At 74.5% G+C, this 25925-nt stretch carries 30 protein-coding genes and 1 pseudogene; 3 read left to right on the top strand and 28 right to left on the bottom strand.

The features are described from left to right. Positions 1-35 precede the first annotated feature (35 nt). Both GA0074696_RS11835 and yczR read right to left on the bottom strand, forming a co-directional pair. A complete protein-coding gene (locus tag GA0074696_RS11835; protein WP_197700830.1) occupies positions 36-1325 on the bottom strand; it encodes a low temperature requirement protein A in 1290 nt (429 codons plus the stop codon). 62 nt (positions 1326-1387) lie between these two features. After that, positions 1388-2845: a MocR-like transcription factor YczR gene (yczR, locus tag GA0074696_RS11830; RefSeq protein ID WP_088964510.1), complete on the bottom strand. Its 1458-nt coding sequence runs from the start codon at positions 2843-2845 to the stop codon at positions 1388-1390. A 58-nt stretch (positions 2846-2903) separates the two neighbouring features. Here yczR and yczE point away from each other — a divergent pair, with 58 nt between their 5' ends. Both yczE and GA0074696_RS11820 read left to right on the top strand, forming a co-directional pair. Further along, positions 2904-3557 carry a membrane protein YczE gene (gene yczE / locus GA0074696_RS11825; RefSeq protein ID WP_088961150.1) on the top strand — a complete coding sequence of 218 codons (654 nt, stop codon included), beginning with the start codon at positions 2904-2906 and terminating at the stop codon, positions 3555-3557. A gap of 57 nt (positions 3558-3614) precedes the next feature. Then, complete coding sequence (locus GA0074696_RS11820; protein ID WP_088961149.1) at positions 3615-4073, top strand: hypothetical protein; 459 nt, start codon at positions 3615-3617, stop codon at positions 4071-4073. A gap of 298 nt (positions 4074-4371) precedes the next feature. Here the strand turns inward: GA0074696_RS11820 and hisF are convergent, their stop codons facing one another. The 12 genes from hisF to hisD form a co-directional block, all read right to left on the bottom strand. Then, a complete protein-coding gene (gene hisF, locus GA0074696_RS11815) occupies positions 4372-5139 on the bottom strand; it encodes an imidazole glycerol phosphate synthase subunit HisF (protein WP_088961148.1) in 768 nt (255 codons plus the stop codon). 76 nt (positions 5140-5215) lie between these two features. Next, positions 5216-6214 carry an NADP-dependent oxidoreductase gene (locus GA0074696_RS11810; RefSeq protein ID WP_088961147.1) on the bottom strand — a complete coding sequence of 333 codons (999 nt, stop codon included), beginning with the start codon at positions 6212-6214 and terminating at the stop codon, positions 5216-5218. A 43-nt stretch (positions 6215-6257) separates the two neighbouring features. Further along, positions 6258-6689: an organic hydroperoxide resistance protein gene (locus GA0074696_RS11805; protein WP_088961146.1), complete on the bottom strand. Its 432-nt coding sequence runs from the start codon at positions 6687-6689 to the stop codon at positions 6258-6260. Between the two features lie 2 nt (positions 6690-6691). After that, positions 6692-7135 (bottom strand): MarR family winged helix-turn-helix transcriptional regulator, encoded by a 444-nt coding sequence (locus GA0074696_RS11800; protein WP_088964509.1) that lies wholly within the window; start codon positions 7133-7135, stop codon positions 6692-6694. Between the two features lie 92 nt (positions 7136-7227). After that, positions 7228-7617, bottom strand: a complete 390-nt coding sequence (locus GA0074696_RS11795) for a RidA family protein (protein ID WP_088961145.1) — start codon at positions 7615-7617, stop codon at positions 7228-7230. After that, positions 7614-8339, bottom strand: coding sequence for a bifunctional 1-(5-phosphoribosyl)-5-((5-phosphoribosylamino)methylideneamino)imidazole-4-carboxamide isomerase/phosphoribosylanthranilate isomerase PriA (gene priA, locus GA0074696_RS11790; protein ID WP_088961144.1), 726 nt, complete (start codon positions 8337-8339; stop codon positions 7614-7616). The genes GA0074696_RS11795 and priA overlap by 4 nt, the downstream gene beginning before the upstream one ends. A gap of 16 nt (positions 8340-8355) precedes the next feature. Beyond that, positions 8356-8679 carry a hypothetical protein gene (locus GA0074696_RS11785; protein WP_088961143.1) on the bottom strand — a complete coding sequence of 108 codons (324 nt, stop codon included), beginning with the start codon at positions 8677-8679 and terminating at the stop codon, positions 8356-8358. 63 nt (positions 8680-8742) lie between these two features. Next, positions 8743-9369: an imidazole glycerol phosphate synthase subunit HisH gene (hisH, locus tag GA0074696_RS11780; protein ID WP_088961142.1), complete on the bottom strand. Its 627-nt coding sequence runs from the start codon at positions 9367-9369 to the stop codon at positions 8743-8745. Then, complete coding sequence (locus tag GA0074696_RS31165) at positions 9369-9539, bottom strand: hypothetical protein (protein ID WP_172894262.1); 171 nt, start codon at positions 9537-9539, stop codon at positions 9369-9371. Before GA0074696_RS31165 ends, hisH begins: the two co-directional genes overlap by 1 nt. Positions 9540-9597: 58 nt before the next feature. Then, positions 9598-10209 (bottom strand): imidazoleglycerol-phosphate dehydratase HisB, encoded by a 612-nt coding sequence (gene hisB, locus GA0074696_RS11775; RefSeq protein ID WP_088961141.1) that lies wholly within the window; start codon positions 10207-10209, stop codon positions 9598-9600. Further along, complete coding sequence (locus GA0074696_RS11770; protein ID WP_088961140.1) at positions 10206-11279, bottom strand: histidinol-phosphate transaminase; 1074 nt, start codon at positions 11277-11279, stop codon at positions 10206-10208. Before GA0074696_RS11770 ends, hisB begins: the two co-directional genes overlap by 4 nt. Then, entirely contained in the window at positions 11276-12598 is a 1323-nt protein-coding gene (gene hisD, locus GA0074696_RS11765) for a histidinol dehydrogenase (RefSeq protein ID WP_088961139.1), read from the bottom strand. The genes GA0074696_RS11770 and hisD overlap by 4 nt, the downstream gene beginning before the upstream one ends. A 105-nt stretch (positions 12599-12703) precedes the next feature. Here hisD and GA0074696_RS11760 point away from each other — a divergent pair, with 105 nt between their 5' ends. Then, the gene (locus GA0074696_RS11760; RefSeq protein ID WP_088961138.1) at positions 12704-13402 is read left to right on the top strand and encodes an LON peptidase substrate-binding domain-containing protein; all 699 of its coding nucleotides are present in this window, start codon (positions 12704-12706) and stop codon (positions 13400-13402) included. On the opposite strand, the gene GA0074696_RS11755 is transcribed toward GA0074696_RS11760, so the two are convergent. The 14 genes and pseudogenes from GA0074696_RS11755 to ftsZ form a co-directional block, all read right to left on the bottom strand. Then, on the bottom strand, positions 13317-14228 hold the full coding sequence (locus GA0074696_RS11755; RefSeq protein WP_331716537.1) for a DUF2567 domain-containing protein: 912 nt from the start codon (positions 14226-14228) through the stop codon (positions 13317-13319). The two genes, GA0074696_RS11760 and GA0074696_RS11755, sit on opposite strands and share 86 nt — an antisense overlap. 65 nt (positions 14229-14293) lie before the next feature. Next, positions 14294-15823, bottom strand: coding sequence for a MinD/ParA family ATP-binding protein (locus tag GA0074696_RS11750; protein ID WP_088961137.1), 1530 nt, complete (start codon positions 15821-15823; stop codon positions 14294-14296). Positions 15824-15920: 97 nt separating this feature from the next. Next, complete coding sequence (locus GA0074696_RS11745; RefSeq protein ID WP_231925335.1) at positions 15921-16841, bottom strand: hypothetical protein; 921 nt, start codon at positions 16839-16841, stop codon at positions 15921-15923. A 59-nt stretch (positions 16842-16900) separates the two neighbouring features. Then, entirely contained in the window at positions 16901-17848 is a 948-nt protein-coding gene (locus GA0074696_RS11740) for an RluA family pseudouridine synthase (RefSeq protein ID WP_088961136.1), read from the bottom strand. Next, entirely contained in the window at positions 17845-18471 is a 627-nt protein-coding gene (gene lspA / locus GA0074696_RS11735; protein WP_088961135.1) for a signal peptidase II, read from the bottom strand. The genes GA0074696_RS11740 and lspA overlap by 4 nt, the downstream gene beginning before the upstream one ends. A gap of 67 nt (positions 18472-18538) precedes the next feature. Continuing rightward, positions 18539-18958, bottom strand: a complete 420-nt coding sequence (locus GA0074696_RS11730) for a TraR/DksA family transcriptional regulator (RefSeq protein WP_088961134.1) — start codon at positions 18956-18958, stop codon at positions 18539-18541. 224 nt (positions 18959-19182) lie between these two features. After that, positions 19183-20685, bottom strand: a complete 1503-nt coding sequence (locus GA0074696_RS11725; protein WP_088961133.1) for a potassium/proton antiporter — start codon at positions 20683-20685, stop codon at positions 19183-19185. Positions 20686-20707: 22 nt separating this feature from the next. Further along, the gene (locus GA0074696_RS11720; protein WP_088961132.1) at positions 20708-21013 is read right to left on the bottom strand and encodes a DUF167 domain-containing protein; all 306 of its coding nucleotides are present in this window, start codon (positions 21011-21013) and stop codon (positions 20708-20710) included. A gap of 9 nt (positions 21014-21022) precedes the next feature. Further along, positions 21023-21271, bottom strand: a pseudogene (locus GA0074696_RS31760) (hypothetical protein); the annotation flags it as partial. Between the two features lie 617 nt (positions 21272-21888). Next, on the bottom strand, positions 21889-22689 hold the full coding sequence (locus tag GA0074696_RS11710; protein WP_088961130.1) for a DivIVA domain-containing protein: 801 nt from the start codon (positions 22687-22689) through the stop codon (positions 21889-21891). Positions 22690-22741: 52 nt separating this feature from the next. Further along, the gene (locus tag GA0074696_RS11705) at positions 22742-23041 is read right to left on the bottom strand and encodes a YggT family protein (RefSeq protein WP_088961129.1); all 300 of its coding nucleotides are present in this window, start codon (positions 23039-23041) and stop codon (positions 22742-22744) included. A gap of 29 nt (positions 23042-23070) precedes the next feature. Further along, complete coding sequence (locus tag GA0074696_RS11700; RefSeq protein ID WP_088961128.1) at positions 23071-23760, bottom strand: cell division protein SepF; 690 nt, start codon at positions 23758-23760, stop codon at positions 23071-23073. A gap of 194 nt (positions 23761-23954) precedes the next feature. Continuing rightward, positions 23955-24701 (bottom strand): YggS family pyridoxal phosphate-dependent enzyme, encoded by a 747-nt coding sequence (locus GA0074696_RS11695; RefSeq protein WP_088961127.1) that lies wholly within the window; start codon positions 24699-24701, stop codon positions 23955-23957. Positions 24702-24710: 9 nt separating this feature from the next. Then, entirely contained in the window at positions 24711-25826 is a 1116-nt protein-coding gene (gene ftsZ / locus GA0074696_RS11690; RefSeq protein ID WP_088961126.1) for a cell division protein FtsZ, read from the bottom strand. Between the last annotated feature and the right edge of the window lie 99 nt (positions 25827-25925).

Genomic DNA, 25925 nt, shown 5'->3' with positions numbered 1-25925 from the left:
GGATCGGCGCAACCCCACCCGGTCGGGCGGCCGGTCTAGTGCTCGGGCGCCGCAGCGGACCCGTGCTCGGCGAGGAAGGCGTCGCGCAGCTTGCGCCGGGCGTCGCCGAAGAGCACCACCTCCACCGCGATCATCCCGACGCAGACCACGGCGAGCAGTCCGAGGGCGGCCAGCGCCGGCAGGCGGTCGGCGACCGGGATCAGCAGCACCAGCAGCACGGCGGTCACCGCTCGCGGCCGGTTGGCCGAACGCATGTTGCGCAGCCGGAAGCCCAGGTGGCCGAGGAGGTAGAGGATCACCCCGCCGTAGAGGGCGTACAGGCCGATGCCGTGCAGCGGGTCGGTCAGGTCGTGCTCGGTGCCGTCGCCGACGTACGACAGGACCTTCTTGAAGCCGAGGGCGAGCAGGATGATGCCGGCCACCATCGGCAGGTGCAGGTACGTGTAGGAGTCGCGGGCCAGCGCGGCCCGCTCGGCGCCCTCGGCCCGGGCCAGTACCCGCTCGGCGGCGATCGAGACCACGTCGAAGTACGCCCACCAGAGCGCGGCGGCCACCGCGATGCCGAGGAACGACGCGACGACGATGGGCCAGGAGATCGGCAGCGCGGTCACCCCGACGCCGATCGCCACCAGCGACTCGCCGAGCGCGACGATGATGATCAGCCCGTGTCGCTCGGTCCAGTGCGCGGCGGAGTAGACCTGCCAGCCTCGCGCGCCGATGGCCATGATGCCGCCGTAGTCGACGACGAGGGCGAGCACCCAGAGCGCCGTCCGGATGACATCCTCCTGGTGCGGGGAGTCGGCGAGCTGCTGGGGCAGCACGGCGGCGGTGAACAGCACGGTGGCCCCGGCCAGCATCGGCAGGGCCGCCCGCAGCAGTTGCCGGCGCAGCGCGGCGTCGTCCTGGACCCGGGCGGCGTGCCAGTAGATCACCAGGTGCAGCACCCGGACCACCAGGTAGCCGGCCGCGAAGACGGCCGGCCCGGAGAGCCCGCCGGGCAGGTCCGTGAAGGCTTCGGGAATGGTCACCGCGACGACGAACATGGTGCCCATCACCGCGAACAGCGCCACCCGGACCACCCCCTCGTCCGCGCGCACCGTGTTGCCCAACCAGGCGTAACAGCACCAGCACCACCAGAGCAGGGCCAGCAGGAGCAGCCCGTGCAGCATGCCCCACCAGGTCAGGTCCCCCGCCATCAGCGCGGTCACCTGGGTGAGCGCGTAGACGAAGACCAGGTCGAAGAAGAGTTCCAGCGGGGTGACCGAGGCGCCCTCGGTCACGGCCCGCATCCGCGGCGCGCGCCGCGTCGTACCGCCGTCCGTCACGGCGCACAGTCTGGCAGCCGGGATCACGGCGTGGCGTCCCCGGTGGGTCCACCGCGTCGGGCTCAGGCGATGACCGTCGCCTCCCGCCACTGCGGACGCCCGGCCCGGTCCAGGTCGTAGCGGACCGCGGCGAGCCGGCCCACCGCCTCGACCAGGTCGGCGGCGGGCAGGGTGAAGGGCAGCCGCAGGAAGCGTTCCAGCGTCCCGTCCAGGCCGAACCGGGGGCCGGGCGCCAGGCGTACGCCGACCTCCTCGGCGGCCCGGGCCAGCGCGCTGGAGATCGGCCCGTCCAGCTCGGCCCAGAGGGTTACCCCGCCGTGCGGCGCGGTGACCCGCCAGTCGGGCAGGCGCTGCGCGAGCGCGTCGAGCAGGGCGTCGCGCTGTGCGGCGAGCTGGGCCCGGCGGGCGGCGACGATGGTCGGCGCGTCGGCGAGCAGGTGCACCGCGACCAGCTGGTCCAGCACCGGGCTGGCCATGTCGACGCCGACCCGGGCCGCGGCCAGCCGCTGCACCTGCGGCGCGGAGGCGCGTACCCAGCCGATCCGCAGCCCACCCCAGTACGGCTTGCTCATCCCGCCGATGCTGATCACCCGGCTGTGCCGGTCGAAGGTGGCCGCCGGTGGGGGCAGCTCGGTGCCGTCCAGCGGGAGATCCACGAACGACTCGTCGACGACCAGGTCGGTGCCGGCGGTGTGGGCGACGGCGACCACCCGTTCGCGCAGCTCGGCCGACATCAGGTGACCAGTCGGGTTCTGGAAGTCGGGGATCAGGTAGGCCAGCTTGGGCCGGACCTGGCGGATGCTGCCCAGCAACAGGTCGGCGTCCCAGCCGGCCCCGTCGACGGCCAGTCCGTGGGTGGTGATCCGGGCCCGCCGGGCGGACAGCGCGGCCAGCGCGTTCGGATAGGTCGGGGACTCCACCAGCACGCTGCCGCCGGGCGCCAGCGCCAGCCGGAGCACCAGGTCCAGCGCGTGCTGGGTACCGCTGGTCACCATGATCTGCTCGGCGCTGGTGGGCAGCCCCCGGGCGGTGTACGACCGGGCGACCGCCTCGCGCAGCTCGATGATCCCGGTCGGGTGGTAGCCGGCGCCGCCGAGATAGCGGGGCAGGTCCTCGGCGGCGGCGCGGGCGGCCGGCACGAGCTGCGGCGGGGCGGCCAGCGCGGCGACGCCCAGGTCGATCATGTCGCGGTCGTCCAGCGGGGTCCAGAGCCCGGTGCTGGCCACCCGGTGGGTGCCGGGCAGCATGGTCCAGCTGCCCGCCCCGCGCCGGCTGGCCAGGTGCCCGGTCTCGCGCAGCTGCCGGTACGCCGCGGTGACCGTGGTCCGGCTGATCCGCAACGCCTCGGCCAGCTCCCGCTCGGCCGGCAGGCGTACCCCGAGGGGGAGCCGGCCGTCGGCGAGCAGGCCGCGGACCGCGGCGGCGAGCGCGGCGTAGTCCGGGCTGCGACGGCGGCCCGGAAGCGCGTGCCACTGCCCCAGCAGCCGAGCCAATTGGGCTCCCCGCACCTGGCTGGTCACGGCCACCCCTCCCAAATTGGCTCTTCTCTCGCCACGATTGGCACCTAGGGTGGCATGCATGGCAGCGATTGGCAATCTGCGGCACCGGCCGGTCCGGCGGCTCACCCAGCTCTACGTCGGGCTGGTCCTCTACGGCGTCAGCATGGCGCTGATGATCCGCTCCGGCCTCGGGCTGAACCCGTGGGACGTCTTCCACCAGGGCCTGTCCCGACAGACCGGCATCTCGGTCGGCACGGCGAGCATCCTGGTCGGCGCGGTGGTGCTGCTGCTCTGGATCCCGCTGCGGCAGCGGCCCGGGCTCGGCACGGTCAGCAACGTGGTGGTGATCGGCCTGGCCGTGGACGCCGCCGTGGCGCTGCTCCCGGCGGACCTGCCGCTGCCGGCGCGGATCGGCCTGCTGGTGACCGGCATCGTCGCCAACGGCGTCGCGACCGGCCTCTACCTCGGCGCCGACCTCGGCCCCGGCCCGCGCGACGGCCTGATGACCGGGCTGGTCGCCCGGCGCCCGGGCAGCTCGGTGCGGCTGATCCGCACCGGCATCGAGGTGACCGTGCTGGCCCTGGGCTGGCTGCTCGGCGGCACGGCGGGCATCGGCACCGTCGCGTACGCCCTCGCCATCGGCCCACTGGCCCAGTTGTTCACCCCGCTGTTCACCGTTCCGCCCCGGTCCACCCCGGACACTCCGGTGGTCACCCTCGCTGAGCTGCGCTGACGTCACAGCGGGAAAGTAGGTGTTTCCTCCATCGACCCCGCCGGGCATCATTCGTGCATGGGGGAGAGCGGATGGCGCTGGACGGACGCCTGGATCTTCGTGTCACTGGTGATCGCGAGCGGCGCCGGGCGGCACCGCCGCGCGGCGGACACCAGACGCCCGGAGGGCGTCCGGCTGACCGACGTGCTCTCCACCGCGGAGCACCTCAACCAGGCGATCCCGGAGCGGGAGGACGTCGAGGCGGCGGTCCGCCGGCTGGCCGGCGCCGGCCTGGTCAGTGTCTCCGACGGCTGGTTCCGGATCACCCCCGACGGGGAGCGGCTCTGGCGCACCCGGCCGAGCGCGGGCGTGGGCACCACGGTGGACACCGTGCAGGGGGTGCTGGTCCGGCGGCACACCCCCGGTAGCGCCGAGTGGCACCTGCCCGAGGAGGACCACGCCGCCGCCGTCCAGGAGTACATCGTCCGGTCGATCCCGGCCCCGCGCCGCTCGCCGGAGGGGCGGACCGGCCGCTGAGCTGCCGAGGCGCGGAGGCGCCGGCGGCGGGGCCAGCGGCGCCGGCGGGCTGGCCGGTGGGGCGGCCCGGAGGCCGCGCTCGCCGACCGCTGACCGGAGGTCGCGTAGCGGAGCCGGCGGAAGGCACCACGATGGTGCCGGTGATACCTCAGGGTCATATTGATACCTGAGAGGTATCAGGCCCACACCGGACCTTGTCCCTTGACCCCGACACGCACGGAGCACGGCCGAGGACCCCCAGCGCGCGGCGCCGGGTGACAGACCCGGCGGGGTGACGGCGTGGCCGGGCCCGCGCGCCTCAGCGCACCGGGTGACCGGCGGCCTTCAGCGCGTCCTTGACCTCGCCGACGGTCAGCTCGCCGAAGTGGAAGACGCTCGCCGCGAGCACCGCGTCGGCGCCCGCGCCGATGGCCGGCGGAAAGTGCGCCACCGCGCCGGCGCCGCCGCTGGCCACCACCGGCACGTCCACCACCGCGCGGACCGCCTGGATCAGCGCCAGGTCGAAGCCGGCCTTGGTGCCGTCGGCGTCCATCGAGTTGAGCAGGATCTCCCCCGCCCCCAGCTCGGCGCCGCGCCGCGCCCACTCGACCGCGTCCAGGCCGGTGCCCCGGCGGCCGCCGTGGGTGGTCACCTCGAACCCGCTGGGCGTGGTGCCCGCCGGAGCCCGGCGCACGTCCAGCGAGAGCACCAGCACCTGCCGGCCGAACCGGTCGGCGATCTCGGCGATCAGCTCCGGGCGGGCGATCGCGGCGGTGTTCACCCCGACCTTGTCCGCGCCGGCCCGCAGCAGCGTGTCGACGTCGGCGACCTGCCGGACGCCGCCGCCCACGGTCAGCGGGATGAAGACCGACTCCGCGGTGCGCCGGACCACGTCGAGCATGGTCCCCCGGTCGCTGGAGGAGGCGGTGACGTCGAGGAAGGTCAACTCGTCCGCGCCGGCCCGGTCGTACGCCGCGGCCAGCTCCACCGGGTCGCCGGCGTCGCGCAGGTCGAGGAAGTTGACCCCCTTGACCACCCGCCCGGCGTCCACGTCCAGACAGGGAATCACCCGTACCGCCACCGTCATGGGGCGAGCCTATCCAACGGAAACGCGGCGGCGACCGGCCTGTGAGGCCGGCCACCGCCGCGCGTCGGATCGGGACTCACACCCGGACGAGCATCTTGCCCAGGTTCTCGCCGCGCAGCAGGCCGAGGAACGCCGCGGGGGCGTTCTCGATGCCGTCGACGATCGTCTCGTCGTACGAGAGCTTCCCGTCGCGCAGCCAGCCGGAGACGTCCCGCACGAACTGCTCGCGCAGGTTGCCGTGGTCATTGACGAGGAAGCCGCGCAGGGTGAGCCGCTTGCCGATGACCATTGCCAGGTTGCGCGGGGCGGCCGGCGGCTCGGTGTCGTTGTACTGGGCGATCATGCCGCAGATGGCGGCCCGGCCGTGCAGGTTCATCGCCGAGATCGCCGCCTCCAGGTGGTCGCCGCCGACGTTGTCGAAGTAGACGTCGATGCCGTTGGGGGCGGCCGCCTTGAGCGAGTCGCGTACCGGGCCGTCGTGGTAGTCGAAGGCGGCGTCGAAGCCGAGCGCCTTGAGCCGCTCGACCTTGGCCGGCGACCCGGCGCTGCCGACCACGTGCCCGGCGCCCTTGAGCTTGGCGATCTGGCCGACCAGGCTGCCGACCGAGCCGGCGGCGGCGGAGACGAAGACGCTCTCCCCCGGCTTCATGCCGGCCACGTCGAGCAGCCCGGCGTACGCGGTCAGACCGGTCATGCCGAGCACGCTCAGGTACGCGCTCACCGGCGCGATCGTCGGGTCGACCGGGCGGGCGGCCTTGGCGTCGAGCAGTGCGTACTCCCGCCAGCCGAGGCCGTGCAGCACGGTGTCGCCGACCTTGACGCCGTCGGCCTCGCTGGCCACGACCTCGCCGACCGCGCCGCCGTCGAGCGGCGCCCCGAGCTGGAACGGCGGAACGTACGACTTCACGTCGTTCATCCGCCCCCGCATGTACGGGTCGACCGACATGAACTGGTTACGGACCACGATCTGGCCCGGGCCGGGCGTCGGCACCTCGGTCTCGACGAGGCGGAAGTTGTCGGCGGTCGGCCAGCCCTGGGGGCGGGAGGCCAGGTGGATCTCGCGGTTGGTGCTCACGGTGTCGTCCTTTCGTACGCGGGGGATCAGGGCCGGGCGGCGCTCAGGCCGCGGCGGCCTCGCGGACGGTGAGGGCGACCTCGATGTTGCCGCGGGTCGCGTTCGAGTACGGGCAGACCTGGTGGGCCTGCGCGACCAGCTGCTCGGCGGCGGCCCGCTCGACGGCGGGCAGGTCGACCAGGAGGGCGACGGTCAGGCCGAAGCCGCCGCTGCCGTTCGGGCCGATGCCGACCTCGGCCTCGACCACGGAGCCGGAGACGTCGGCCTTGGCCCGGCGGGCGACCAGGCGCAGCGCCGAGTGGAAGCAGGCCGCGTAGCCGGCGGCGAAGAGCTGCTCGGGGTTGGCCGCGCCACCGGCGCCGCCCATCTCCTTCGGGACCGCCAGGTCCACCTCGATCGTGCCGTCGGAGGTGCGGACGTGGCCGTCGCGGCCATCGCCGCTGGCGAGGGCGGACGCGGTGTAGAGCACCTGCATGGTCACTGCTCCTTCTGTCGGTGGATCGTCTCGGTGACCCGGGTGAGGGTGTCGCGCAGGGCGATCAGCTCGGCCTCGGTGAGGCCGGTGGCGCGGGCGACCCGCAACGGCACCTCGTCCATCCGCTGCCGCAGGGCTCGACCGTCGGCGGTGAGCCCCACCTCCACCCGTCGCTCGTCGCGCGCCGACCGGGACCGGACCACCAGGCCCGCCGCCTCCAACCGCTTGAGCAGCGGGGAGAGCGTGCCGGAGTCCAGCCGCAGCGCGGCGCCGAGCTCGGAGACCGTGGGGGCGTCCTCGCGCTCCCAGAGCACCAGCAGCACCAGGTACTGCGGGTAGGTCAGGCCGACCTCGTCGAGGATGGGCCGGTAGACGTCGGTGAGGGCGCGCGACGCGGCGTAGAGCGCGAAGCACACCTGTCGACGTAGCACCAGATCATCGGTCACCGGGAAACCGTAGCCCACGATTGAATTGTGCACAACCGGTCTGCCCGGGATGTGGCCGCGGCCACCCGGTCACCCGGGCGGGGCGGCCGGGATCAGCGGTCGCCGAGCCAGGCCTCCAGCTCCACCTCGACCAGCTGGTCGGGGTCGAGCAGGCCGGCCACCACCACCATCGTCGCCGCCGGACGGACGGCCCCGAACACCGCGTTGTGCGCCCGACCCACCTCGTCGGCGTAGCGCCGGTCGGTCACGTACATCCGGGTCCGGACCACGTCGCCCGGCTCGGCGCCCACCTCGGCGAGCGCGTCCAGCCCGATCCGCAGCGCCTGCGCGGTCTGCGCCGCGGCGTCGCCGACGTGCGTCACCCGACCGTCCACGGTCGACGTGCATCCCGCCGTCCAGGCCAGGTCACCCGCCCGGACCACCCGGGCGTAGCCGTAGACGGCCTCCCACGGGCCGCCCGAGCCCAACCGGGTGACGGTCACGCGGTGGCCAGCGTTTCCAGCGCCTGGGCCACGGTGAACGCGCCGGCGTAGAGCGCCTTGCCGGCGATCACGCCCTCCACCCCGATCGGCTCCAGCGTGGCCAGCGCCCGCAGGTCGTCCAGGGTGGACACGCCGCCGGAGGCGATCACCGGGGCGTCGGTGCGCGCGCAGACCTCGCGCAGCAGGTCCAGGTTCGGCCCGCGCATGGTGCCGTCCTTGGTGATGTCGGTCAGCACGTACCGGGCGGCGCCCGCCTTGTCCAGCCGCTCCAGCACCTCCCACAGGTCACCGCCGTCGCGGGTCCAGCCCCGGGCGGAGAGGGTACGACCGCGCACGTCCAGCCCGATCGCGACGCGGTCGCCGTACTCGCCGCAGACCCGGTCGCACCACTGCGGGTCCTCCAGCGCGGCGGTGCCGATGTTCACCCGGGCCGCCCCGGTGCCCAGCGCCGCCTGCAACGACTCGTCGTCCCGGATGCCGCCGGAGAGCTCCACCTTCACGTCGAGCTGCCGCACCACCTCGGCGAGCAGGTGCGCGTTGGAGCCCCGACCGAACGCCGCGTCCAGGTCGACCAGGTGGATCCACTCGGCGCCGTCGGCCTGCCAGGCCAGCGCGGCCTCCAGCGGGTCGCCGTACGCGGTCTCGCTACCGGCGGCGCCCTGCACGAGCCGGACGGCCTGGCCGTCGGCGACGTCCACGGCGGGCAGAAGGGTGAGGCTCAACTTCTCTCTCCTCGCATCAGATCCGACGGTCCAGCGCGATCACGACGATCGCCGGCAGGACCAGCAGCAGCAGAACGACCAGCACCAGGCGCAACGCCAGATCGTCGACGAACGTCCAGATCCCGAACAGCGCTGCCAGGGTCAGGCCGGCGATGGCGGCCCGTTCCCCCCGGCTGCGGCGCCCCAGCCGGCCGGTGCGACCCCGCCGCCACTGCGGCGTCAGCCGGCGGACCAGCGTGCGGGTGCGCTGCCGGCGGGCCAGCCGGCGCTGGCGCACGACGCGTTCCCGGGCGGCCTCGGCCTCCCGGACGGCGCGGCGGCGGGCCCGCTCCTTGCTCACGCCGTGCCCCGCGGTGCCCCGGCGGCCGCCGTGCCCCGCGCCGGGCCGGCCGGCTCAGCCAGCTCAGCCAACCGTGGCCAGCCAGTTGCGCAGGAGGGCGGCACCGGTGTCGGCCGACTTCTCCGGGTGGAACTGGGCGGCCGACAGCGCGCCCCGCTCCACCGCGGCGACGAATTCGGTGCCGTGGTGGGCGGTGGTCACCGTGGCCTCGGCGGCGGCCAGTCCGGCGACGTCGTTCACCCCGTACGAGTGGACGAAGTAGAACCGGCTGTCGGCGGGCAGCCCGGCGAAGAGCACCGAGCCGGCCGGCGCGTCGACGGTGTTCCAGCCCATGTGCGGCAACCGGTCGGCGGGCAGTTTCGTCACCCCGCCGGGCAGCAGCCCGAGCCCCTTGGTGACCACGCCGTGCTCGTCGCCGTGCTCGAAGAGCACCTGCATGCCGACACAGATGCCCAGCACCGGCCGGCCGGCGGCGACCCGCTCGGCGATCACCGGGCCGGCGCCGAGCGCCTCGATCCCGGCCATGCAGGCGGCGAAGGCGCCCACGCCCGGCACCACCAGGCCGTCCGCCTCCGCGGCCACGGCCAGGTCGTCGGTGACGGTCACCTCGGCGCCGGCGCGCTCCAGGGCGCGCTCGGCCGAGCGCAGGTTGCCCGAGCCGTAGTCCAGCACCACGATCCGCGTGGTCATCAGCCCTCCCCGGGAAGCAGCCAGAGCACGCCGCCGACGGTGGCGAGCGTGGCCAGCAGCGCCATCAGGACCACCGCGCCGCGCGGTGCCCCCTGCCGGTGCAACGACCAGGTCCCGCCGGCCAGCACGCCGGCCAGGATCAGCAGCAGCGTCGGCAGCACCGGCCCCATCAGAGCTCTCCCTCATTCGCGACTGCGGGGCTCCGCTGCGCTGCACTCCTCGCGCTCATCAGAGCGCACCCTTCGTGCTCGGGATCGCACCCTGCGAGCGCGGGTCGATCGCGGTGGCCTCGCGCAGCGCCCGGGAGACCGCCTTGAACTGCGCCTCCACCACGTGGTGGGCGTCCGGGTGGCCACCGGGGCGGGCCGCCCGCAGCACGTCCACGTGCAGGGTGATCCGGGCCGACTGGCCGAAGGACTCCCAGATGTGCCGGGTCATGCTGGTGGGGTAGACCGGGCCGATGTACGGCGCGAGCGGCGGCTCGTCGTGCAGCACGTACGGGCGGCCGGAGAGGTCGACGGCGGCCCGGACGAGGACCTCGTCCATCGGCACGGTGGCCGAGCCGTACCGCCGGATGCCGGCCTTGTCCCCCAGCGCCTCGTCGAAGGCGGCGCCCAGGGCCAGCGCGGTGTCCTCCATCGTGTGGTGGGCGTCGATCTCCAGGTCGCCGACGGTACGCACGGTGAGGTCGAAGCCGCCGTGCCGGGCGATCTGGTGCAGCATGTGGTCGTAGAAGCCGACGCCCGTGCTGATCTCGGCCTGGCCGGTGCCGTCGAGGTCGATCTCGACCAGCACCTTGGTCTCCTTGGTGATCCGCTCCACCCGGGCGGTGCGACTCATGTCAGCGTCTCCATAGCGGTGAAAAAGGCGTCGGTCTCGGCGGGGGTGCCGGCGGTGACCCGCAGCCAGCCGGGCAGGCCGACGTCGCGGACCAGGACGCCCGCGTCGAGCAGGGTGCGCCAGGCGACCGCCTGGTCGCCGGCCACCTGGAAGAGCACGAAGTTGGCGTCGCTGTCGGCGACCCGGTGGCCGCGGGCGCGCAGTTCGGCGACGATCCGGTCGCGCTGGGCCTTGATCGCGTCGACGGTACCGAGCAGGGCGTCGCGGTGCGCCAGCGCCGCCCGGGCGGCGGCCTGGGTGAGCGCCGAGAGGTGGTACGGCAGCCGGACCAGCTGCACGGCGGCCACCACCGCCGGGTCGGCGGCCAGGTAGCCCAGCCGGCCGCCGGCGAAGCCGAACGCCTTGCTCATCGTCCGGGTGACCACCAGCCGCGGGTGGCCGGGCAGCACGGCGAGCGCGCTGACCGTGCCGGCGCGGGCGAACTCGGCGTACGCCTCGTCGACCACCACCATGCCGGGGGCCGCGTCGAGCACCGCGGCGACCACCTCCGGGTCCAGCGCGGTGCCGGTGGGGTTGTTCGGCGAGCAGAGGAAGACCACGTCCGGCCGGTGCTCGCGCACCTGGGCCACCGCGTCGTCGACGGTCAGCCCGAAGTCGGCGCCCCGGACCCCCGGCACCCAGCCGGTGCCGGTGCCGAGCGCCAGCAGCGGGTGCATCGAGTACGCCGGGGTGAAGCCGAGCGCGGTGCGCCCCGGGCCACCGAACGCCTGGAGCAGCTGCTGCTGGATCTCGTTGGAGCCGTTGGCCGCCCAGACCTGCTCGACGGTGAGCCCGTGGCCGAGGTACGCCGCCAGGTCGGCGCGGAGCGCCACCGCGTCCCGGTCCGGGTACCGGTTGAGGTCGCGCAGCTCCACCGCGAGGGCCTTGCCGATCGCCTCGACCACCGGCTCGGGCACCGGGTACGAGTTCTCGTTGGTGTTGAGCCGCACCGCCACGTCGAGCTGCGGCGCCCCGTACGGCCGCAGGCCCCGCAGGTCGTCGCGGAGGGGCAGGTCGTCCAGGGTGGTCACACCGGCCCCCCGGGGAAGCGGGCCGCGACGGCCTGGCCGTGCGCCGGCAGGTCCTCCACGTTGGCCAGGGTCACCACGTGCGGGGCCACCTCGCGCAGCGCGTCCTCGGTGTACTCCACCAGGTGGATGCCGCGCAGGAAGGACTGCACCGACAGCCCCGAGGAGTGCCGGGCGCAGCCGCCGGTGGGCAGCACGTGGTTGGAGCCGGCGCAGTAGTCGCCGAGCGACACCGGCGACCAGGCGCCGACGAAGATCGCACCGGCGTTGCGGACCCGCATCGCCCACGCCCGGGCGTCGACGGTCTGGATCTCCAGGTGCTCGGCCGCGTACGCGTCGACCACCCGCAGCCCGGCGTCGAGGTCGTCGACGAGGACCACGCCGCTCTGCTGGCCACTGAGCGCGGTGCTGACCCGCTCGGCGTGCTTGGTGGCCGGCACCTGCCGGGCCAGCTCCCGCTCGACCGCGTGGGCCAGCTCGACCGACGGGGTGACCAGCACGCTGGCGGCGAGGGGGTCGTGCTCGGCCTGGCTGATCAGGTCGGCGGCGACGTGCGCCGGGTCGGCGGTGTCGTCGGCCAGGATGGCGATCTCGGTCGGGCCGGCCTCGGCGTCGATGCCGACCACGCCCCGCAGCAGCCGCTTGGCGGCGGTGACCCAGATGTTGCCGGGACCGGTGATCATGTCGACCGGGTCGCAGTGCGCGCTGCCCTCGGCGTCGACCGCCGCGCCGTACGCCAGCATCGCCACCGCCTGGGCGCCGCCGACGGCGTACACCTCGTCGACGCCGAGCAGCGCGCAGGCCGCCAGCACCCGCGCGTCGGGCAGGCCGCCGTTGTCCTGCTGCGGCGGGCTGACCACCACCAGCGAGCGCACCCCGGCCGCCTGGGCGGGGACCACGTTCATCACCACGGTCGACGGGTACATCGCCAGGCCACCGGGGACGTAGAGGCCGACCCGGTCGACCGGCACCCAGCGCTCGGTCACGGTGCCGCCCGCGACGACCTGGGTGGTGTGGTCGGTGCGCCGCTGGTCGGCGTGCACCTTGCGGGCGCGCGCGATCGACTCCAGCAGCGCGGCGCGCACCTGCGCATCGAGCGTCCCCTCGGCCTCGGCGACCGCCTCGGCCGGCACCCGCAGCACCGCCGGGGAGACCCCGTCGAACCGCTCGCTGGCCTCCCGGATCGCCGGGTACCCATGGTCCCGGACCGCCTCGACGAGCGGGCGGATCCGCTCGACGGCCACGGAGACGTCGAGCTGGGCACGGGGCAGCAGGCGGCGCGGGTCACGGACAACGCCGCGCAGGTCGATCCGATTCAACACCCTTGCGAGTCTAGGCGGCCTCGTCCGGATCTTTCCGCGCCGCCCGTACCGCGGAGGCGTGAGCCGAGCCACGCCGCGGGCGGCCGGTCCGGATAGGCTCGACCCGTGACTGCGCGGCTGCCGGTGTTCCCGCTCGCAACGGTGCTCTTTCCCGGACTCGTGCTGCCGCTGCACATATTCGAGGAGCGCTACCGCGCCCTGGTGCGCCACCTGGTCGGGCTGCCCGAGGGGGCGCCCCGCGAGTTCGGCGTGGTGGCGATCCAGGCCGGCTGGGAGGTCGCCCCGGCGCCCGGCCGGTCGACCCCCGGCGGCGGTGACGTGACGCTGCACGAGGTGGGGTGCACCGCCGAGCTGCGGCAGGTCACCGAGCTCGACGACGGTGGCTTCGACATCGTCACGGTGGGCCGGCGACGGTTCCGGATCGCCGACGTGGACCGCTCCGCCGCGCCGTACCTGACCGCCGAGGTGGAGTGGCTGCCCGAGCCGGCCGGCAGCGACGAGATCGCCGAGCTGCTCGCGGCCCGGGTGATCGCGGTCTTCCGGCAGTACCTGGGGCTGATCCGGCCCGACCCGGAGGAGATCTCCGAGCAGCTGCCGGAGGACCCGACCGTGCTGTCCCACCTGGTCGCCGCGACGGCCGCGCTCACCGTGGCGGACCGCCAGCGACTGCTCGCCATCGACGACACCGCCACCCGGCTCCGCGCCGAGCTGCGGCTGCTCAACCGCGAGGCGGCTCTGCTGCGCCAGGTGCGGGCGGTTCCGGTGCCGCTGTCGGAGCTGGCATCGCCCCCGGCGCCCAACTGAGGCCGCCGGGCTCCGGCTCCGGACGCAGCGACGGCCAGCGCGACCAGCCGGCCAGCAGGGTGTACGTCACGGCCGCGGCGAACGCCGGCAGCAGCAGGTCCCCGAAGGGCACCGGCAGGAACCCGAACAGCCACTCGATCCCCCCGGCGCGCAGGTCGGCCGGCTTGGTGAAGGCGGTGCCGTCCGGGGCGTTCGCCAGCAGCCGCTGGTAACCGGAGAGCCCGACCCGGCGGCCGACCTGCCAGGCGACCAGCGCGGCGCCGAGCGCGCCGAGCGCCGCCCCGGCCAGCACTGCGGGGCCCCGGCGGCGGCGCAGCACGACCCAGAGCCCGACCGCGGCGAGCAGCCCGAAGCCGAGCCCGAGCAGGCTGAACCAGCCGTCGGCGGCGATCGGCTGCTCCGGCTGCGGCTGGGCGTAGATGGCGCCCTCCGCGGTCTTGAGGACCGGGGTGTCCGGGGCCACGAGGGCCCAGAGCAGCCCGAGCGGCACGCCCAGGACGGTCAGCCCGAGCACGGTGGCGAGGGTCACCGCGACGGGCCGGCGGGGCCGGTCGGCCGGCTGCTCCGGGAAGCCGGCGTACGCCGGGGGCCAGGACGCGGCCGGTCCCGGTCCGCCCGGCTGCGGCCAGCGGCCACCGCCCGGCGTGGCCGGCTCGACCGGGCCCGACTCGGCCGGCGGCGATCCGGCCTCGGGCGCACCCGAGAGCGGCGTCCAGCCGTCATTGACCGAGCGGGCCGGCGGGGCGGGGCCGGCGGGCGCGGCGGCACGGTCCGGCTCGTCGGGACGGTCGACGGACCGGTACGGATCGGGGGTGTCCGGGCTCACCCGGTGATCCTCTCAGGCCGGGCGACGACGCGGGGTGCCGGTGGTCGGACAGCCCCGACAGCCTCTTAGCGGGCGAACGGCTCCAGCATCACCGCGGCGGCGCGCAGCCAGGCCTGCCGGGTCTCCGGCTGGAGCTGGTGGTACTCGATCGAGGAGCCGGTCTCCAGCGCCGGGTCGTACGGCACCACGGCGACGGCCCGGGTACGGGTGGCGAAGTGCCGTTCCAGGTCGTCCTGCAGCTGGGAGCGGCCGGGCGTCGGGCACGAGATCAGGGTGACCGCGTTGTCGGCCAGCTCCCCCATCCCCTCCTCGTGCAGCAGGTCCAGCATCCAGTCCGCGCTGAACGCGGCGTCCTCGCGCGGCACGGTGGTCACCACCAACTGGTCGGCGGCGTGCATGACGGTGCGCCAGTTGGCGCTCTCCACGTTGTTGCCGGTGTCCACGCAGACCACGTCGTGGGTGCGGCGCAGCAGCTCCAGCACCCGCTTGACGGTGAACTGGTCCAGCCGCTGGGCGAACCGGGGGCTCTCCTCGCCGGCCAGCACGTCGTACGAGCCGTCGGAGGCGTGCCGCAGGTAGTCGTCGAGGGACTCCAGCAGCTCGGCGCCCTCGCGGATCTCGATGTGCGCCAGGTCGCTGATCAGGTGCCGGATCGTCCGGGCGTGCCGGGCGCTGCCGGCGCGCAGCCCGAGCGTGCCGCGCAGCTCGTTGTCGTCCCAGGCCAGCACGCCCCGCCCGCGGACGCTGCCGACGGTGGCCGCGGCGAGCACGGTGGCGGTGGTCTTGTGCACCCCGCCCTTGGGGTTGGCGAAGGCGAGCACCCGGGGCGTGCCGAGGTCGCGGCGCAGCACGCCGGCGGCCCGCTCCTGCTCGTCCTGCGGGGCCTGCGGGCGCCACTCGATCCGGGCCGGTTCGATCCGCGCCGGCGCATAGCCCCGGTCGGCGGTCACCGCCGGCGGGTACGCCGGCTCGGCGGGCACGGCCGGCTCCGGCGGATAGGTCGGCTCGGGCCGGTACGACGGCTGCGGCGGGTACGCCGGCTCGGCCGGGGCGTAGCCGGGTCGGTAGCCGTCGTCGAGCAGCGGGGCGTACCGCGACTCGACCGGCGGCGGGTCGTGCCGGTAGCCGTTGTCCAGCAACGCGTAGCGGGACTCCGCCGTCGGCTCGGGCGGGGGACCGGGCTCGGCCCGGTACGAGGGCTCCGGCGGGTACCCCGGCTCACTCCGGTAGGCCGGCTCCGGCTGGTACGACGGCTCGGGCTGGTACGAGGGCTCGGGCTGGTACGACGGCTCGGGCTGGTACGACGGCTCCACCCGGTACGCCGGGTCGACCCGGTAGGTCGCCTCGGCCCGGTAGCCCGGGTCGGCGCCGTACCGGGGCTCGACGGGCGGCACGGCGGCAGAGGCCCGGCCGGACCAGCCGGTGCCCGGGCCGCGCCGCGGCAGCGACTCGCGCGCCGGTGGCGGCTCCTCGGGGCGGTGGTCGGCCTCCGCCGGCTCGCCGCCGCGACCGCCGAGCCGGGCACGGTCGAGCAAGGCCCGCCATCGCGGTGCCGGTTCGGCCGACCGACCCCAGCCGGTCTCGGTGCCGTCCAAGGCTCGCCCTCCCCGCCCATCGATCTCCGCCTGACAGGCTACGAACGAAACCCTATTCGGACCACACCTGTCCCCGCACATCCCCCATGGGCAATCCTCACCCGCCCGGCGCCGGTGCACCCCCGCCGCCGGTGTCCGGCGAGGTCGGAGGGGGTGTGGGTGCCCGCGAGCCGGCCGATCCGCCGGGTGAGGGATCGATCACGTCCCGTGCCTGTTCCGACGAAACGCCCACCGACGCGGGCTCCAGCGCGGTGTCGGCCGGCGGTCGCACCACGTCCCGCTGTTCGGGCAGCGGCGGCAGGACCACCGCCCGGTCCAGCCGGCGCACCTCCGGGGCCGGGTCCACCGCCCGCACCCCGGGACGGCCGGCCAGCCTCCGCAGTACGACCGGGTCGGCGCGTACCACCGCCGCGTAGACGCACGCGCACCCCGCCCGGTACGCCCGCGCCTCCCGCGCGGCGACCTCCGCGCCGGTGGCGTACACCCGGCGCAGCTCGCCCTCGGCGGTGCCGGCGGCGCGGGCGCGCTGGTCGGCGGCCTCCCGGTCCTTGCGCTCGGCCACCCCCGCCATCCCGGCGACGACGTCCTGCGGCAGCAGCTGCGCCGCCAGGCGGACCACCTCGGTCTGCCGACCGGGCAGCGGCACCCGCGTCACCACCTCGGAGGCCGGCGCGTCGGCGAGCACCCCGGGCAACTCCCCCGGGGCCAGGTACCCGGTGAACGAGACCAGCGCGTACGTCCCGGACGGCGAATCGGCCGGCGGCAACGCGGCCAGCTCGGCCGCGGCGGCGCGCACGTACTCGGGAATCCGGTCGCCCGGCCGCACCCCGACCCGGGTGACCTCGCCGACCGTGCGGTCGCCGACCGGCTCCTCCCGGCGCCCCGCCCAGCCGGCGGTGAGCAGCACCGCCCCCACCGCGGCGAGCGCGGCCGAGGTCAGCCAGCGCGGCCGGGCACGGCCGGGCCGGCCCACCGGCGGTGTCGGCCGGTCGGCCGGTGGCGGTACGGCGGCGCTCACCGGCGCGGGCCCCCTGTCGGCTCGGATCGGGTGCGGTTCGGTCGGCTCGACCGGTGCGGTCAGTCGCGCAGGATCGCCAGCGCCCGGGCCAGGTCGTCCGGGTACTCGCTGACGAAGGTCACCTCGTCGCCGGTACGCGGGTGCAGGAAGCTCAGCGACCGGGCGTGCAGCCACTGCCGGCCCAACCCGAGCCGGGCCGAGAGGGTGGGGTCGGCGCCGTAGGTGATGTCGCCCACGCAGGGGTGCCGCAGCGTCGAGAAGTGCACCCGGATCTGGTGCGTGCGGCCGGTCTCCAGGCGCACGTCGAGCAGGCTCGCCGCCGGGAACGCCTCGATGGTGTCGTAGTGGGTGATGCTCGGCTTGCCGCCGGAGACCACCGCCCAGCGGTAGTCGTGGTGCGGGTGCCGGTCGATCGGGGCGTCGATGGTGCCGCGCAGCGGATCGGGGTGCCCCTGCACCACGGCGTGGTAGCGCTTCTCCACCTCGCGGTACTTGAACGCCCGCTTCAACGCGGTGTACGCCTGCTCGCTCTTGGCCACCACCATGATGCCGGTGGTGCCGACGTCGAGCCGGTGCACCACGCCCTGCCGCTCGGCGGCGCCGCTGGTCGAGATCCGGTGCCCGATGGCGGCGAGGCCGCCGATCACGGTCGGCCCGGTCCAGCCGGGGCTGGGGTGGGCGGCCACGCCGACCGGCTTGTCCACCACCACGATGTCGTCGTCGGCGTGGACCACGTCCAGACCCGGCACCGCCTGCGGCACCACGGTCGGCGGCGCGACCGGGGCGGGCAGGGTCACCTCCAGCCAGGAACCGGCCTTCACCTTGTGCGAGTTGGGCCGCGCGGTCCCGTCGACCAGCGCGTCTCCGGCGTCGACCAGGGCCGCCGCGGCGGTACGGGAGAGCCCGAAGAGCCGGGACACCGCCTGGTCCAGGCGCATGCCGTCGAGCCCGTCCGGGACGGGCAGGGAACGCTGGTCACCGCCACCGGCGGCGAAGGCCGAGGTCACGCCCGCTCCCGGGGCTGGGCGCCGGCGGCGTCCCGGTCGCCGGCGGCGGCGTTCTCGGCGGCGCGTGGCGCACCGGCCCGGCTGCCGTCGCGCTGGCGGCCGGTCAGTTCGAGCAGCACGGCGAGGAGCACCCCGGAGACCAGCGCGCTGTCCGCCAGGTTGAACACCGGCCAGACCTGCCCGTACGGGTCGAAGGGGCTGACCATATCCACCACGTGCCCGACGAAGTGGCCGGGGGCGCGGAAGATCCGGTCGGTGAGGTTGCCCAGCGCGCCGCCCAGCACCAGGCCGAGGGAGACCGCCCAGGGCAGGGACCGCAGCCGTACCGCCATCCAGACGATCCAGCCGACCACGCCGATGGTGATCAGCGGGAAGACCCAGGTGTGGTCGGCGCCGATGCTCCAGGCCGCCCCACTGTTGCGGGTCAGGGTCAGGTAGACGGCGCCGCCGAGCAGGCGTACCGGACCCCGGTCGTCGAGGGTCACCAGCGCGAGGTGCTTGGTGAACAGGTCGGCCAGCAGGGCCGCGAGGGCGATGCTGACCAGGACCACGACCGCCTTGCGGCGAGGCGTACCGTCGCCCGGCTCAGCGGTGCCGGATCCGGCGGTCGGTGCTGTGGTCATCGACTCCCCATCGACTGTCCGACGGTGAGCGGTTCACCGTCTCGCGTTTGTCACCGGGGAGCGGACGTCAGCGCCGCTCCTCCAGCTGCTTGCAGGTCACGCAGAGGGTCGCCGACGGGAAGGCGGCGAGCCGCTCGACCGGGATCGGGTTCCCGCACCGCTCACACCACCCGTAGCCACCCTCGTCGAGGCGCTCCAGGGCCCGCTCGACCTGCGTGATCCGTTCCCGGATGCTGTTGGCGAGGGAGATCTCCTGCTCGCGCTCGAACGTCTTGGTGCCGGTGTCGGCCTGGTCGTCCCCGGCCGAGTCGGTCAGCCGGTCGCGCTGCAGCTCGGTGATCTCGCTCAGCGTCTGATCGTACTCGGCTCGCAGCTCGTCCCGTCGGGCCGCCAGGGCCGCCCGGATCTTCTCGGTCTCCGCCGCGCTGCGGGTGGCCTTCACCGCAGCCTTGCGGCCGGCGGTCCTGGTGTCGGCTGGCTTCGCCATCGTCAGCTCCCTCAGCCGCGTAACGCGGCGGTCGGCGGTGTCCGGACAGGGGTCACCGGCCTGGCGTCCCCCACGTAACGAAACGGGCGCACGGCAACGTCGGCCGCGCACTCCGGAGGTTGGCAAGAATACGGAACGTACAGGCGTCCGACAACGTGGCGCACCGTCGTGCCGCTATTCAGCCCCTAGTAAGCCCTAATTGGGGCAAAGGGAACGCTAGCAGATCAGCCATCCCGATCCTCGCCGTACTCGCCAAACCACCTGGCCAGTCGACCCCGCCGACTGACCGCCCGGAGCCGCCGCTCGACCTCGTCCCGCACCCCGGCCGTCGCCACGATCAACAGGCTGTCGCCCGCCTTGAGCCGGGTGTCCGGGCCGGGCACGAAACCCGCCCCGTCGCGCAGCACCAGGGTCACCGAGGCACCCACCGGCAACCGCAGTTCGTCGACGTGCACCCCGGCCAGCCGGGACCCCGGCGGCACCTCCAACTGGAGCAGGTCCGCCCGCATCCGCTCCAACGGCGCCGTCTCCACCCGGATCTCGGCCAGCTCGGCGGGCGCGGTCACCCGCAACCGGCGGGCCGCCGGCGCCAGCGTCCCCGCCTGCAACAGCGTGAAGATCACCACCAGGACGAAGACCGCGTCGAAGAGCCGGTCCGCCCCGGGCACCCGCTCGGAGAGCGGGATGGTGGCCAGCACGATCGGCACCGCCCCGCGCAGCCCGGCCCAGGACAGGAACGCCTGCTCGCGCAGGTTGACCCGGAACGGCAGCGCGGCCACCAGCACCGACAGCGGCCGGGCCAGCAGCAGCAGGGCCAGGCCGGCGACCACCGCCGGCAGCACCGCCGCGTCCAGCCGGCTGGGCGTGGCCAGCAGCCCGAGCAGCACGAACAGCCCGATCTGGGCCAGCCAGGCCAGCCCGTCGGCGAAGCCGAGGATGGCCTGCCGGTGCGGCAGCCGGGCGTTGCCGAGCAGCACCCCGGCCACGTACACGGCGAGGAAGCCGGAGGCGTGCAGCACCGCCCCGGCCGCGTACGCCAGCACGGTGAAGCCGACCGCGGCGATCGGGTAGAGCCCGGACGAGGGCAGCGCCGCGCGGCGCAGCGCGAAGCGGCCGGTCAGCCCGGCGGCGAGCCCGACCGCCGCCCCCATGCCCAGCTCGTAGCCGACCAGGAACACCTCGTACCACCACGGGTGACCGCCCTCGGCGCCGCGGGAGAGCAGCACCACCAGGATCACCACCGGGGCGTCGTTCATCCCGGACTCGGCCTCCAGCGTGGCCACCAGCCGGGGCGGCAGGCGCAGCCGGCGCAGCGTGGCGAAGACCGCCGCCGCGTCGGTGGAGGAGAGCACCGCGCCGTAGAGCAGGGCGAGCCGCCAGTCCAGGCCGAGCAGCAGGTGCACCACCAGGCCGACGACCAGGATGCTGACCAGCACCCCGACCGTCGACAGGGCGGCGGCCAACCCGAGCACCGGGCGCAGGGTGCTCCACCGGGCGGTCAACCCGCCCTCCGCGATGATCACGATCAGCGCACAGAAGCCCAGCACCCGGGTCAGCTCGGCGTCGTCGAAGCGGATGCCGAGGCCGGCCTCCCCGATCGCCACCCCGAGCGCCAGGTAGACCAGCAGACTCGGTACGCCGAGGCGGGTCGAGAAGCGGACCGCGCCGATCGCCACCAGCAGGACGGCGGCGCCGAGCAGCAGCGCGAGGTCCAGCCCCGCCGTCACGGGCCACCGACCCGCAGCGCCCTCACCCGTCCGATCCGTCGCGCAGCCGGCGGAGCACGTCGGTCAACCCGGGGGTGGGACGCTCGACGGTGAACAGCTTGTCGCGGCTGGCCGCGCCGGTGCGCAGCGACACCGCGGCCGGTCGTACGCCGAGCGCGCCGGCCAGCGCCTTCCGGGCCGCCTCGGTGGCCCGCCCGTCCACCGCCGGCGCGTTCACCGCGATCACCAGCGCGGGGCCGTGCGGGCCGTCGAAGCGGCCGCCGACGCGGGCGCGGGAGGCGCCGGGCTTGACGCGTACCGCCACGGTGAGCGGGTCCCCGGTGGGCATCGACGCGACTCAGCCGGGTCGGGTGTCGGCGAGCAGGGTGGTGTTCGGCGCGCAGTCCGCGCAGGGGGTGAAGCCGAGCGAGACCGCTTCGGCGACCGGCAGCGGCTCGTCGTCCCGGCCCAGCAGATGGAGGCAGGAGCGCAGGTGGTAGCGGGGGCGGCCGTCGACCACCCGCACCTCGGTGTCGAGCCGGGCCACCCACGCGGCGTCGGCGGGGGACACGTCCTGGGCCTCCGGTTCGTCGTCGACCTCGGCCTGTTCCGCCGCCCAGCCGCCGGCCGCCCCGTCGCGCCAGGGGCCCGGCGCCGGACTCACCGAGTCCCACGGGCCGGCGTCGTCGACGTCGCGGGACCGCCCGGCGGTCGACGTGGCCTGCCACGCCGGGTCCGCGTCCGGTGCGCGGCGCGCGGCCACGCTGTCGGAGTCCCACGGACTCTCGGCCTGCGGCTCCCACGGGTCGGCGTCGCCGGTCACCGGCGGCTCGGGCGGTTGCCGCCACCCGTCGCCACCGGTGCCGCTCGTCGTGGGAACGTGCTGGACGGGGATCTCCGACTCCACCGGGGCGTAGGGCTCCGGCGGGGTCGTGCCGCGGGGCGTACCCGCGAAGCCCCGGCCCGCGCGCGGCCCGGGCCGGTCCGTCGTCGCCTTGGTGGCGGCCACCTGGCGGGCGCCCGCGACCAACGCGACGGCTGCCAACAGGCTGGCCGCGATGGAACTGATCAACAGGGTGCTGGAGCCGTCAGCGAGACCGACCACCAGCAGTACGACCGCGACGAGGATGAGCAGCAGACTTGCGACTATCACGGCTCACCCCCGCCGCGTCGTGTCGGTGTGGCGCGGTCGACGACCGTCGGGCGACGGCCGCCGACCGTGGATCAGCGACCGGCTTCGAGAGCGCCGGAGCGACCGCCGCCGTACGAGCCGGCGAGGCTCGCGGCGGCCAGCCCGTTGCCGGTGGCGGCGCGGCTGCCCTCGGTGCGGGTCATCTCGGCCTCCAGGCCCTGGCCCCGGCCGTCGAGGTCCCGCAGCTGGCTCTCCAGGTACGCCTTGAGCCGGGTGCGGTACTCGCGCTCGAACTGCTTGAGCTCCTCGATGTGCTTCTGCAGCGCGGTGCGCTTGGCGTCCAGGCCGCCCATGGCCTCCTGGTGCCGCTGGCGGGCGTCCCGCTCGAGGGCGTCGGCCTTGGCGCGCGCCTCGCGGGTGACCTCCTCGGCCTTGGACCGGGCCTCGGAGAGCAGCTGGTCGGCCTCGCGGCGGGCGTCGGACACGTGGTCGTCGGCGGTGCGCTGGGCCATCATCAACACGCGCAGCGCCTGCTGCTCGCCGTCGCCGCCGCCGGCCGGGCCACCAGCGGACCGGACCTGCTCCAGCTCGGCCTGCATGGCCCGGGCGGCCTGCTCGGCCGCGGCCTTGTCGCGCTGCACCCGGTCGAGCTGGGCCTTGACGTCGTTGAGCTCCGCCGCGAGACGGGCGTCGCCGCCGGGGCCGGCGGGAGCGCCACCACGGCCGCCGCGCTCCACCTGGGCGCGCAGCTCGTTGTTCTCCTCGATAAGACGGGCAAGCTCGCGCTCGACCTCGTCCAGGAAGGCGTCGACCTCCTCCTCGTCATACCCCCGCTTGCCGATCGGCGGCTTTTTGAAGGCGACGTTGTGGACGTCGGCCGGGGTCAGCGGCATCGAAACTCCTCGGGTCAGTTGCGGCCGCGTAGCGGGCTGGGCCACCGGACGTTCATCCGATGATCAACCGCTTCAACACGAACTCCATCAGCACGAACAGGATAACCAGGAGCACAAGGGAGGCCAGGTCGATGCTCACGGTACCAATTCGCAGTGGAGGGATCACACGCCTCAACGCCTTGAGAGGCGGATCAGTGACGCTCCACACGGATTCCAGTCCCGCCGATGCCCCGCGTCCCGGTTGCCACCGGCGACCGTACTGCAGTACGGCGCTGAGAACGAATCGGGCCAACAGCACAATTAGGAAGAGGTACAGGAGCAGGTACAGCGCTTGGAGCACGATCGACAACACGGCAGGCGACGTCCCTTGGTCGGGCGGACTTAGCTCAGGCTGAAAAAGCCGCCCTCAGCAATCTTGGCCTTGTCCTCCGCGGTGACCTGGACGTTGGCCGGTGAGAGCAGGAACACCCGGTTGGTCACGCGCTCGATCGTACCGCGCAGACCGAACGCCAGCCCGGCGGCGAAGTCCACCAGTCGGCGGGCGTCCGCCTCGTCCATCTCGGTGAGGTTGATGATCACCGGAACGCCGTCGCGGAAGTGCTCGCCGATGGTGCGCGCCTCCCGGTACGTGGTCGGGTGCAGCGTGGTGATCTGGTAACGCTGCTCCTCCTCGGCGACCACCGCCCGCTCGCGCGACTGGGTCTGCGGAGCCAGGGCCAGGTTGTCCCGGGTGTGGTAGGTCAACGCACCCGAGGTCTCCCCCGCACCGGACCGGGTGATCGAGCGGACGCTGGACCGCTCGACCCGCTCCGGACGATCGTCGTCGGAGCGGTCGGCCTCCAGGGCCCGGCCCGCGCCGCGCTCGCTCAGCCGGCCCCGCTCGCCGAGCCGCGGGCGCGGCGCCGGCGGCTCCTCCGACTCGTCCTCGTCGTCGGCGAACTCCTCGGAGTACCGGCTCGACCGGTACCGCGAGTCGCGGTAGCCGGGCTTGTCATAGCCGTCGTCGTAGGCCCGCTCGTCATCCTCCTCGACGAGACCGAGCCAGACCCCCGCCTTGCGCAGTGCACCCATCCCGCGCCCTTCCGTCCGCCGTGCGGCACGCACCCCCGTGCCGTGTCGCCTGATCACGAATGGACAATCCATGCCCACCGGATCGGATCGGCAATCCCCCGACAGGCGATTCGCGGCCGCCCGCCGTGGCCCCCGACAACGGGACGCCGTTCCCTCAAACAACACAGATGTAATTTGCTTCTACCGCGGTCAGGCTACCGCAGCGTGGGACGCATTCCGAGCAACGCGCTGCCGACGCGGACATGTGTCGCGCCGTATTTGATGGCCGCTTCGAGGTCGCCGCTCATTCCGGCGGAGAGCGCGGTGGCCTCCGGGTGCCGGTCGCGGAAGCGCGCCGCCACCTCGGCGAGCCGGGCGAACGCCCGCTCCAGCTCCCAGCCCAGCGGCGCCACCGCCATCAGCCCGGCCAGCCGCAGGCCGTCGGCCCCGGCCAGCGCCTCGGCCACCGGGCCCAGGCCGCGGTCCGGGTCGGCCGAGTCCGGCAGCGCGCCGCCGCGCGCCGGGTCGCTGTCGATGCTCACCTGCACCAGCGCGTCCAGTGGCCGGTCCCGGCCGGCGGCCGCGGCCGCGGCCAGGGCCCGGGCCAGCCGGACGCTGTCCACCGAGTGCACGACGTCGGCGTAGCGGACCACCGAGCGGGCCTTGTTGCGTTGCAGCTGGCCGATGAAGTGCCAGCGGACGGCCACCCCGGCGGCGGCCACGTCGGCCGCCTTCGGCGCGGCCTCCTGGTCGCGGTTCTCCCCCACGTCGGTCACCCCGAGCCCGGCCAGCGCGACGACGTCGCCGGCCGGGTACGTCTTGGTGACCGCGATCATGGTGACCTCGGCGCGGTCCCGTCCGGCGTCGGCGCAGGCGTCGGCGATCCGGGTGCGGACCCGGGCCAGCCCGGCCGCGAGTTCGGCACGCCGGTCGGGCCGTACCGTGGCTGGTTCGTCGGTCATCGGCGGAGCTCAGGAACCATTCTTGAGGAAGTCGGGCACGTCCACGTCGTCGAAGAGCACCCGGCGCGGCGACTGCTGCTGGGCCGGCAGGGTGGTCGACGGCGCGACCGGCGGGTTCTGCGGCGCCGGCTGGTTCTGGTTGGTCTTGCGCGGCGCCTCGGCCGCCTTGTACGACGGCGTGCCCCCGTCGAAGCCGGCCGCGATGACGGTGACCCGGACCTCGTCGCCGAGCGCGTCGTCGATGACCGCGCCGAAGATGATGTTGGCCTCCGGGTGCGCCGCGTCGGTGACCAGCTGGGCCGCGTCGTTGATCTCGAACAGGCCCAGGTCGGAGCCGCCGGCGATGGAGAGCAGCACACCCCGCGCGCCGTCCATGCTCTGCTCCAGCAGCGGGCTGGAGATGGCCGCCTCGGCCGCCTCCACCGCGCGGTTCTCGCCGCGGGCGCTGCCGATGCCCATCAACGCGCTGCCGGCGCCGCTCATCACGCTCTTGACGTCGGCGAAGTCCAGGTTGATCAGACCCGGCGTGGTGATCAGGTCGGTGATGCCCTGGACGCCGGAGAGGAGCACCTGGTCGGCCGTGCGGAAGGCGTCCATCATGGAGATGTTGCGGTCCCCGAGCGCCAGCAGCCGGTCATTCGGGATGACGATCAGCGTGTCGCACTGGTTGCGCAGCTCGTCTATGCCGGACTCGGCCTGCACCTGGCGGCGCTTGCCCTCGAAGGAGAACGGCCGGGTCACCACGCCGATGGTCAGCGCGCCGAGCTTGCGGGCGATGTTCGCCACCACCGGCGCGCCGCCGGTGCCGGTGCCGCCGCCCTCGCCGCAGGTCACGAAGACCATGTCGGCGCCCTTGAGCACCTCCTCGATCTCGTCGCGGTGGTCCTCGGCGGCGTTCTTGCCGACGTCCGGGTTGGCGCCGGCGCCGAGGCCCCGGGTCAGCTCCCGGCCGACGTCGAGCTTGACGTCGGCGTCACTCATCAGCAGCGCCTGGGCGTCGGTGTTGATCGCGATGAACTCGACGCCCTTGAGCCCAACCTCGATCATCCGGTTGACGGCGTTGACGCCGCCGCCCCCGATGCCGACGACCTTGATGACCGCCAGGTAGTTGTGCGGAGGTGTCATCTCCGGTCCTTTCCCTTCGAGATTGGCATCGCCCCGACCGGGTACGGCGTGGCCAGACCGACGGTCGACGACAGCTGTCACCACAGAGGATCAGGAATA

This window comes from Micromonospora purpureochromogenes, from assembly GCF_900091515.1.
Classification (GTDB): domain Bacteria; phylum Actinomycetota; class Actinomycetes; order Mycobacteriales; family Micromonosporaceae; genus Micromonospora; species Micromonospora purpureochromogenes.
The sequence above is the reverse complement of the archived record's forward strand: the minus strand, read 5'-3'. Positions and strand labels throughout refer to the sequence as shown.

What these genes read in the sequence shown, in the direction of transcription:
- yczE (WP_088961150.1), top strand. Translation starts at nt 2,904, where the DNA reads ATGGCAGCGATTGGCAATCTGCGGCACCGGCCGGTCCGGCGGCTCACC.
- GA0074696_RS11820 (WP_088961149.1), top strand. Translation starts at nt 3,615, where the DNA reads ATGGGGGAGAGCGGATGGCGCTGGACGGACGCCTGGATCTTCGTGTCA.
- hisF (WP_088961148.1), bottom strand. Translation starts at nt 5,139, where the DNA reads ATGACGGTGGCGGTACGGGTGATTCCCTGTCTGGACGTGGACGCCGGG.
- GA0074696_RS11805 (WP_088961146.1), bottom strand. Translation starts at nt 6,689, where the DNA reads ATGCAGGTGCTCTACACCGCGTCCGCCCTCGCCAGCGGCGATGGCCGC.
- hisH (WP_088961142.1), bottom strand. Translation starts at nt 9,369, where the DNA reads ATGACCACGCGGATCGTGGTGCTGGACTACGGCTCGGGCAACCTGCGC.
- GA0074696_RS31165 (WP_172894262.1), bottom strand. Translation starts at nt 9,539, where the DNA reads ATGGGGCCGGTGCTGCCGACGCTGCTGCTGATCCTGGCCGGCGTGCTG.
- hisB (WP_088961141.1), bottom strand. Translation starts at nt 10,209, where the DNA reads ATGAGTCGCACCGCCCGGGTGGAGCGGATCACCAAGGAGACCAAGGTG.
- lspA (WP_088961135.1), bottom strand. Translation starts at nt 18,471, where the DNA reads ATGACCACAGCACCGACCGCCGGATCCGGCACCGCTGAGCCGGGCGAC.
- GA0074696_RS11730 (WP_088961134.1), bottom strand. Translation starts at nt 18,958, where the DNA reads ATGGCGAAGCCAGCCGACACCAGGACCGCCGGCCGCAAGGCTGCGGTG.
- GA0074696_RS11720 (WP_088961132.1), bottom strand. Translation starts at nt 21,013, where the DNA reads ATGCCCACCGGGGACCCGCTCACCGTGGCGGTACGCGTCAAGCCCGGC.
- GA0074696_RS11710 (WP_088961130.1), bottom strand. Translation starts at nt 22,689, where the DNA reads ATGCCGCTGACCCCGGCCGACGTCCACAACGTCGCCTTCAAAAAGCCG.
- GA0074696_RS11700 (WP_088961128.1), bottom strand. Translation starts at nt 23,760, where the DNA reads ATGGGTGCACTGCGCAAGGCGGGGGTCTGGCTCGGTCTCGTCGAGGAG.
- GA0074696_RS11695 (WP_088961127.1), bottom strand. Translation starts at nt 24,701, where the DNA reads ATGACCGACGAACCAGCCACGGTACGGCCCGACCGGCGTGCCGAACTC.
- ftsZ (WP_088961126.1), bottom strand. Translation starts at nt 25,826, where the DNA reads ATGACACCTCCGCACAACTACCTGGCGGTCATCAAGGTCGTCGGCATC.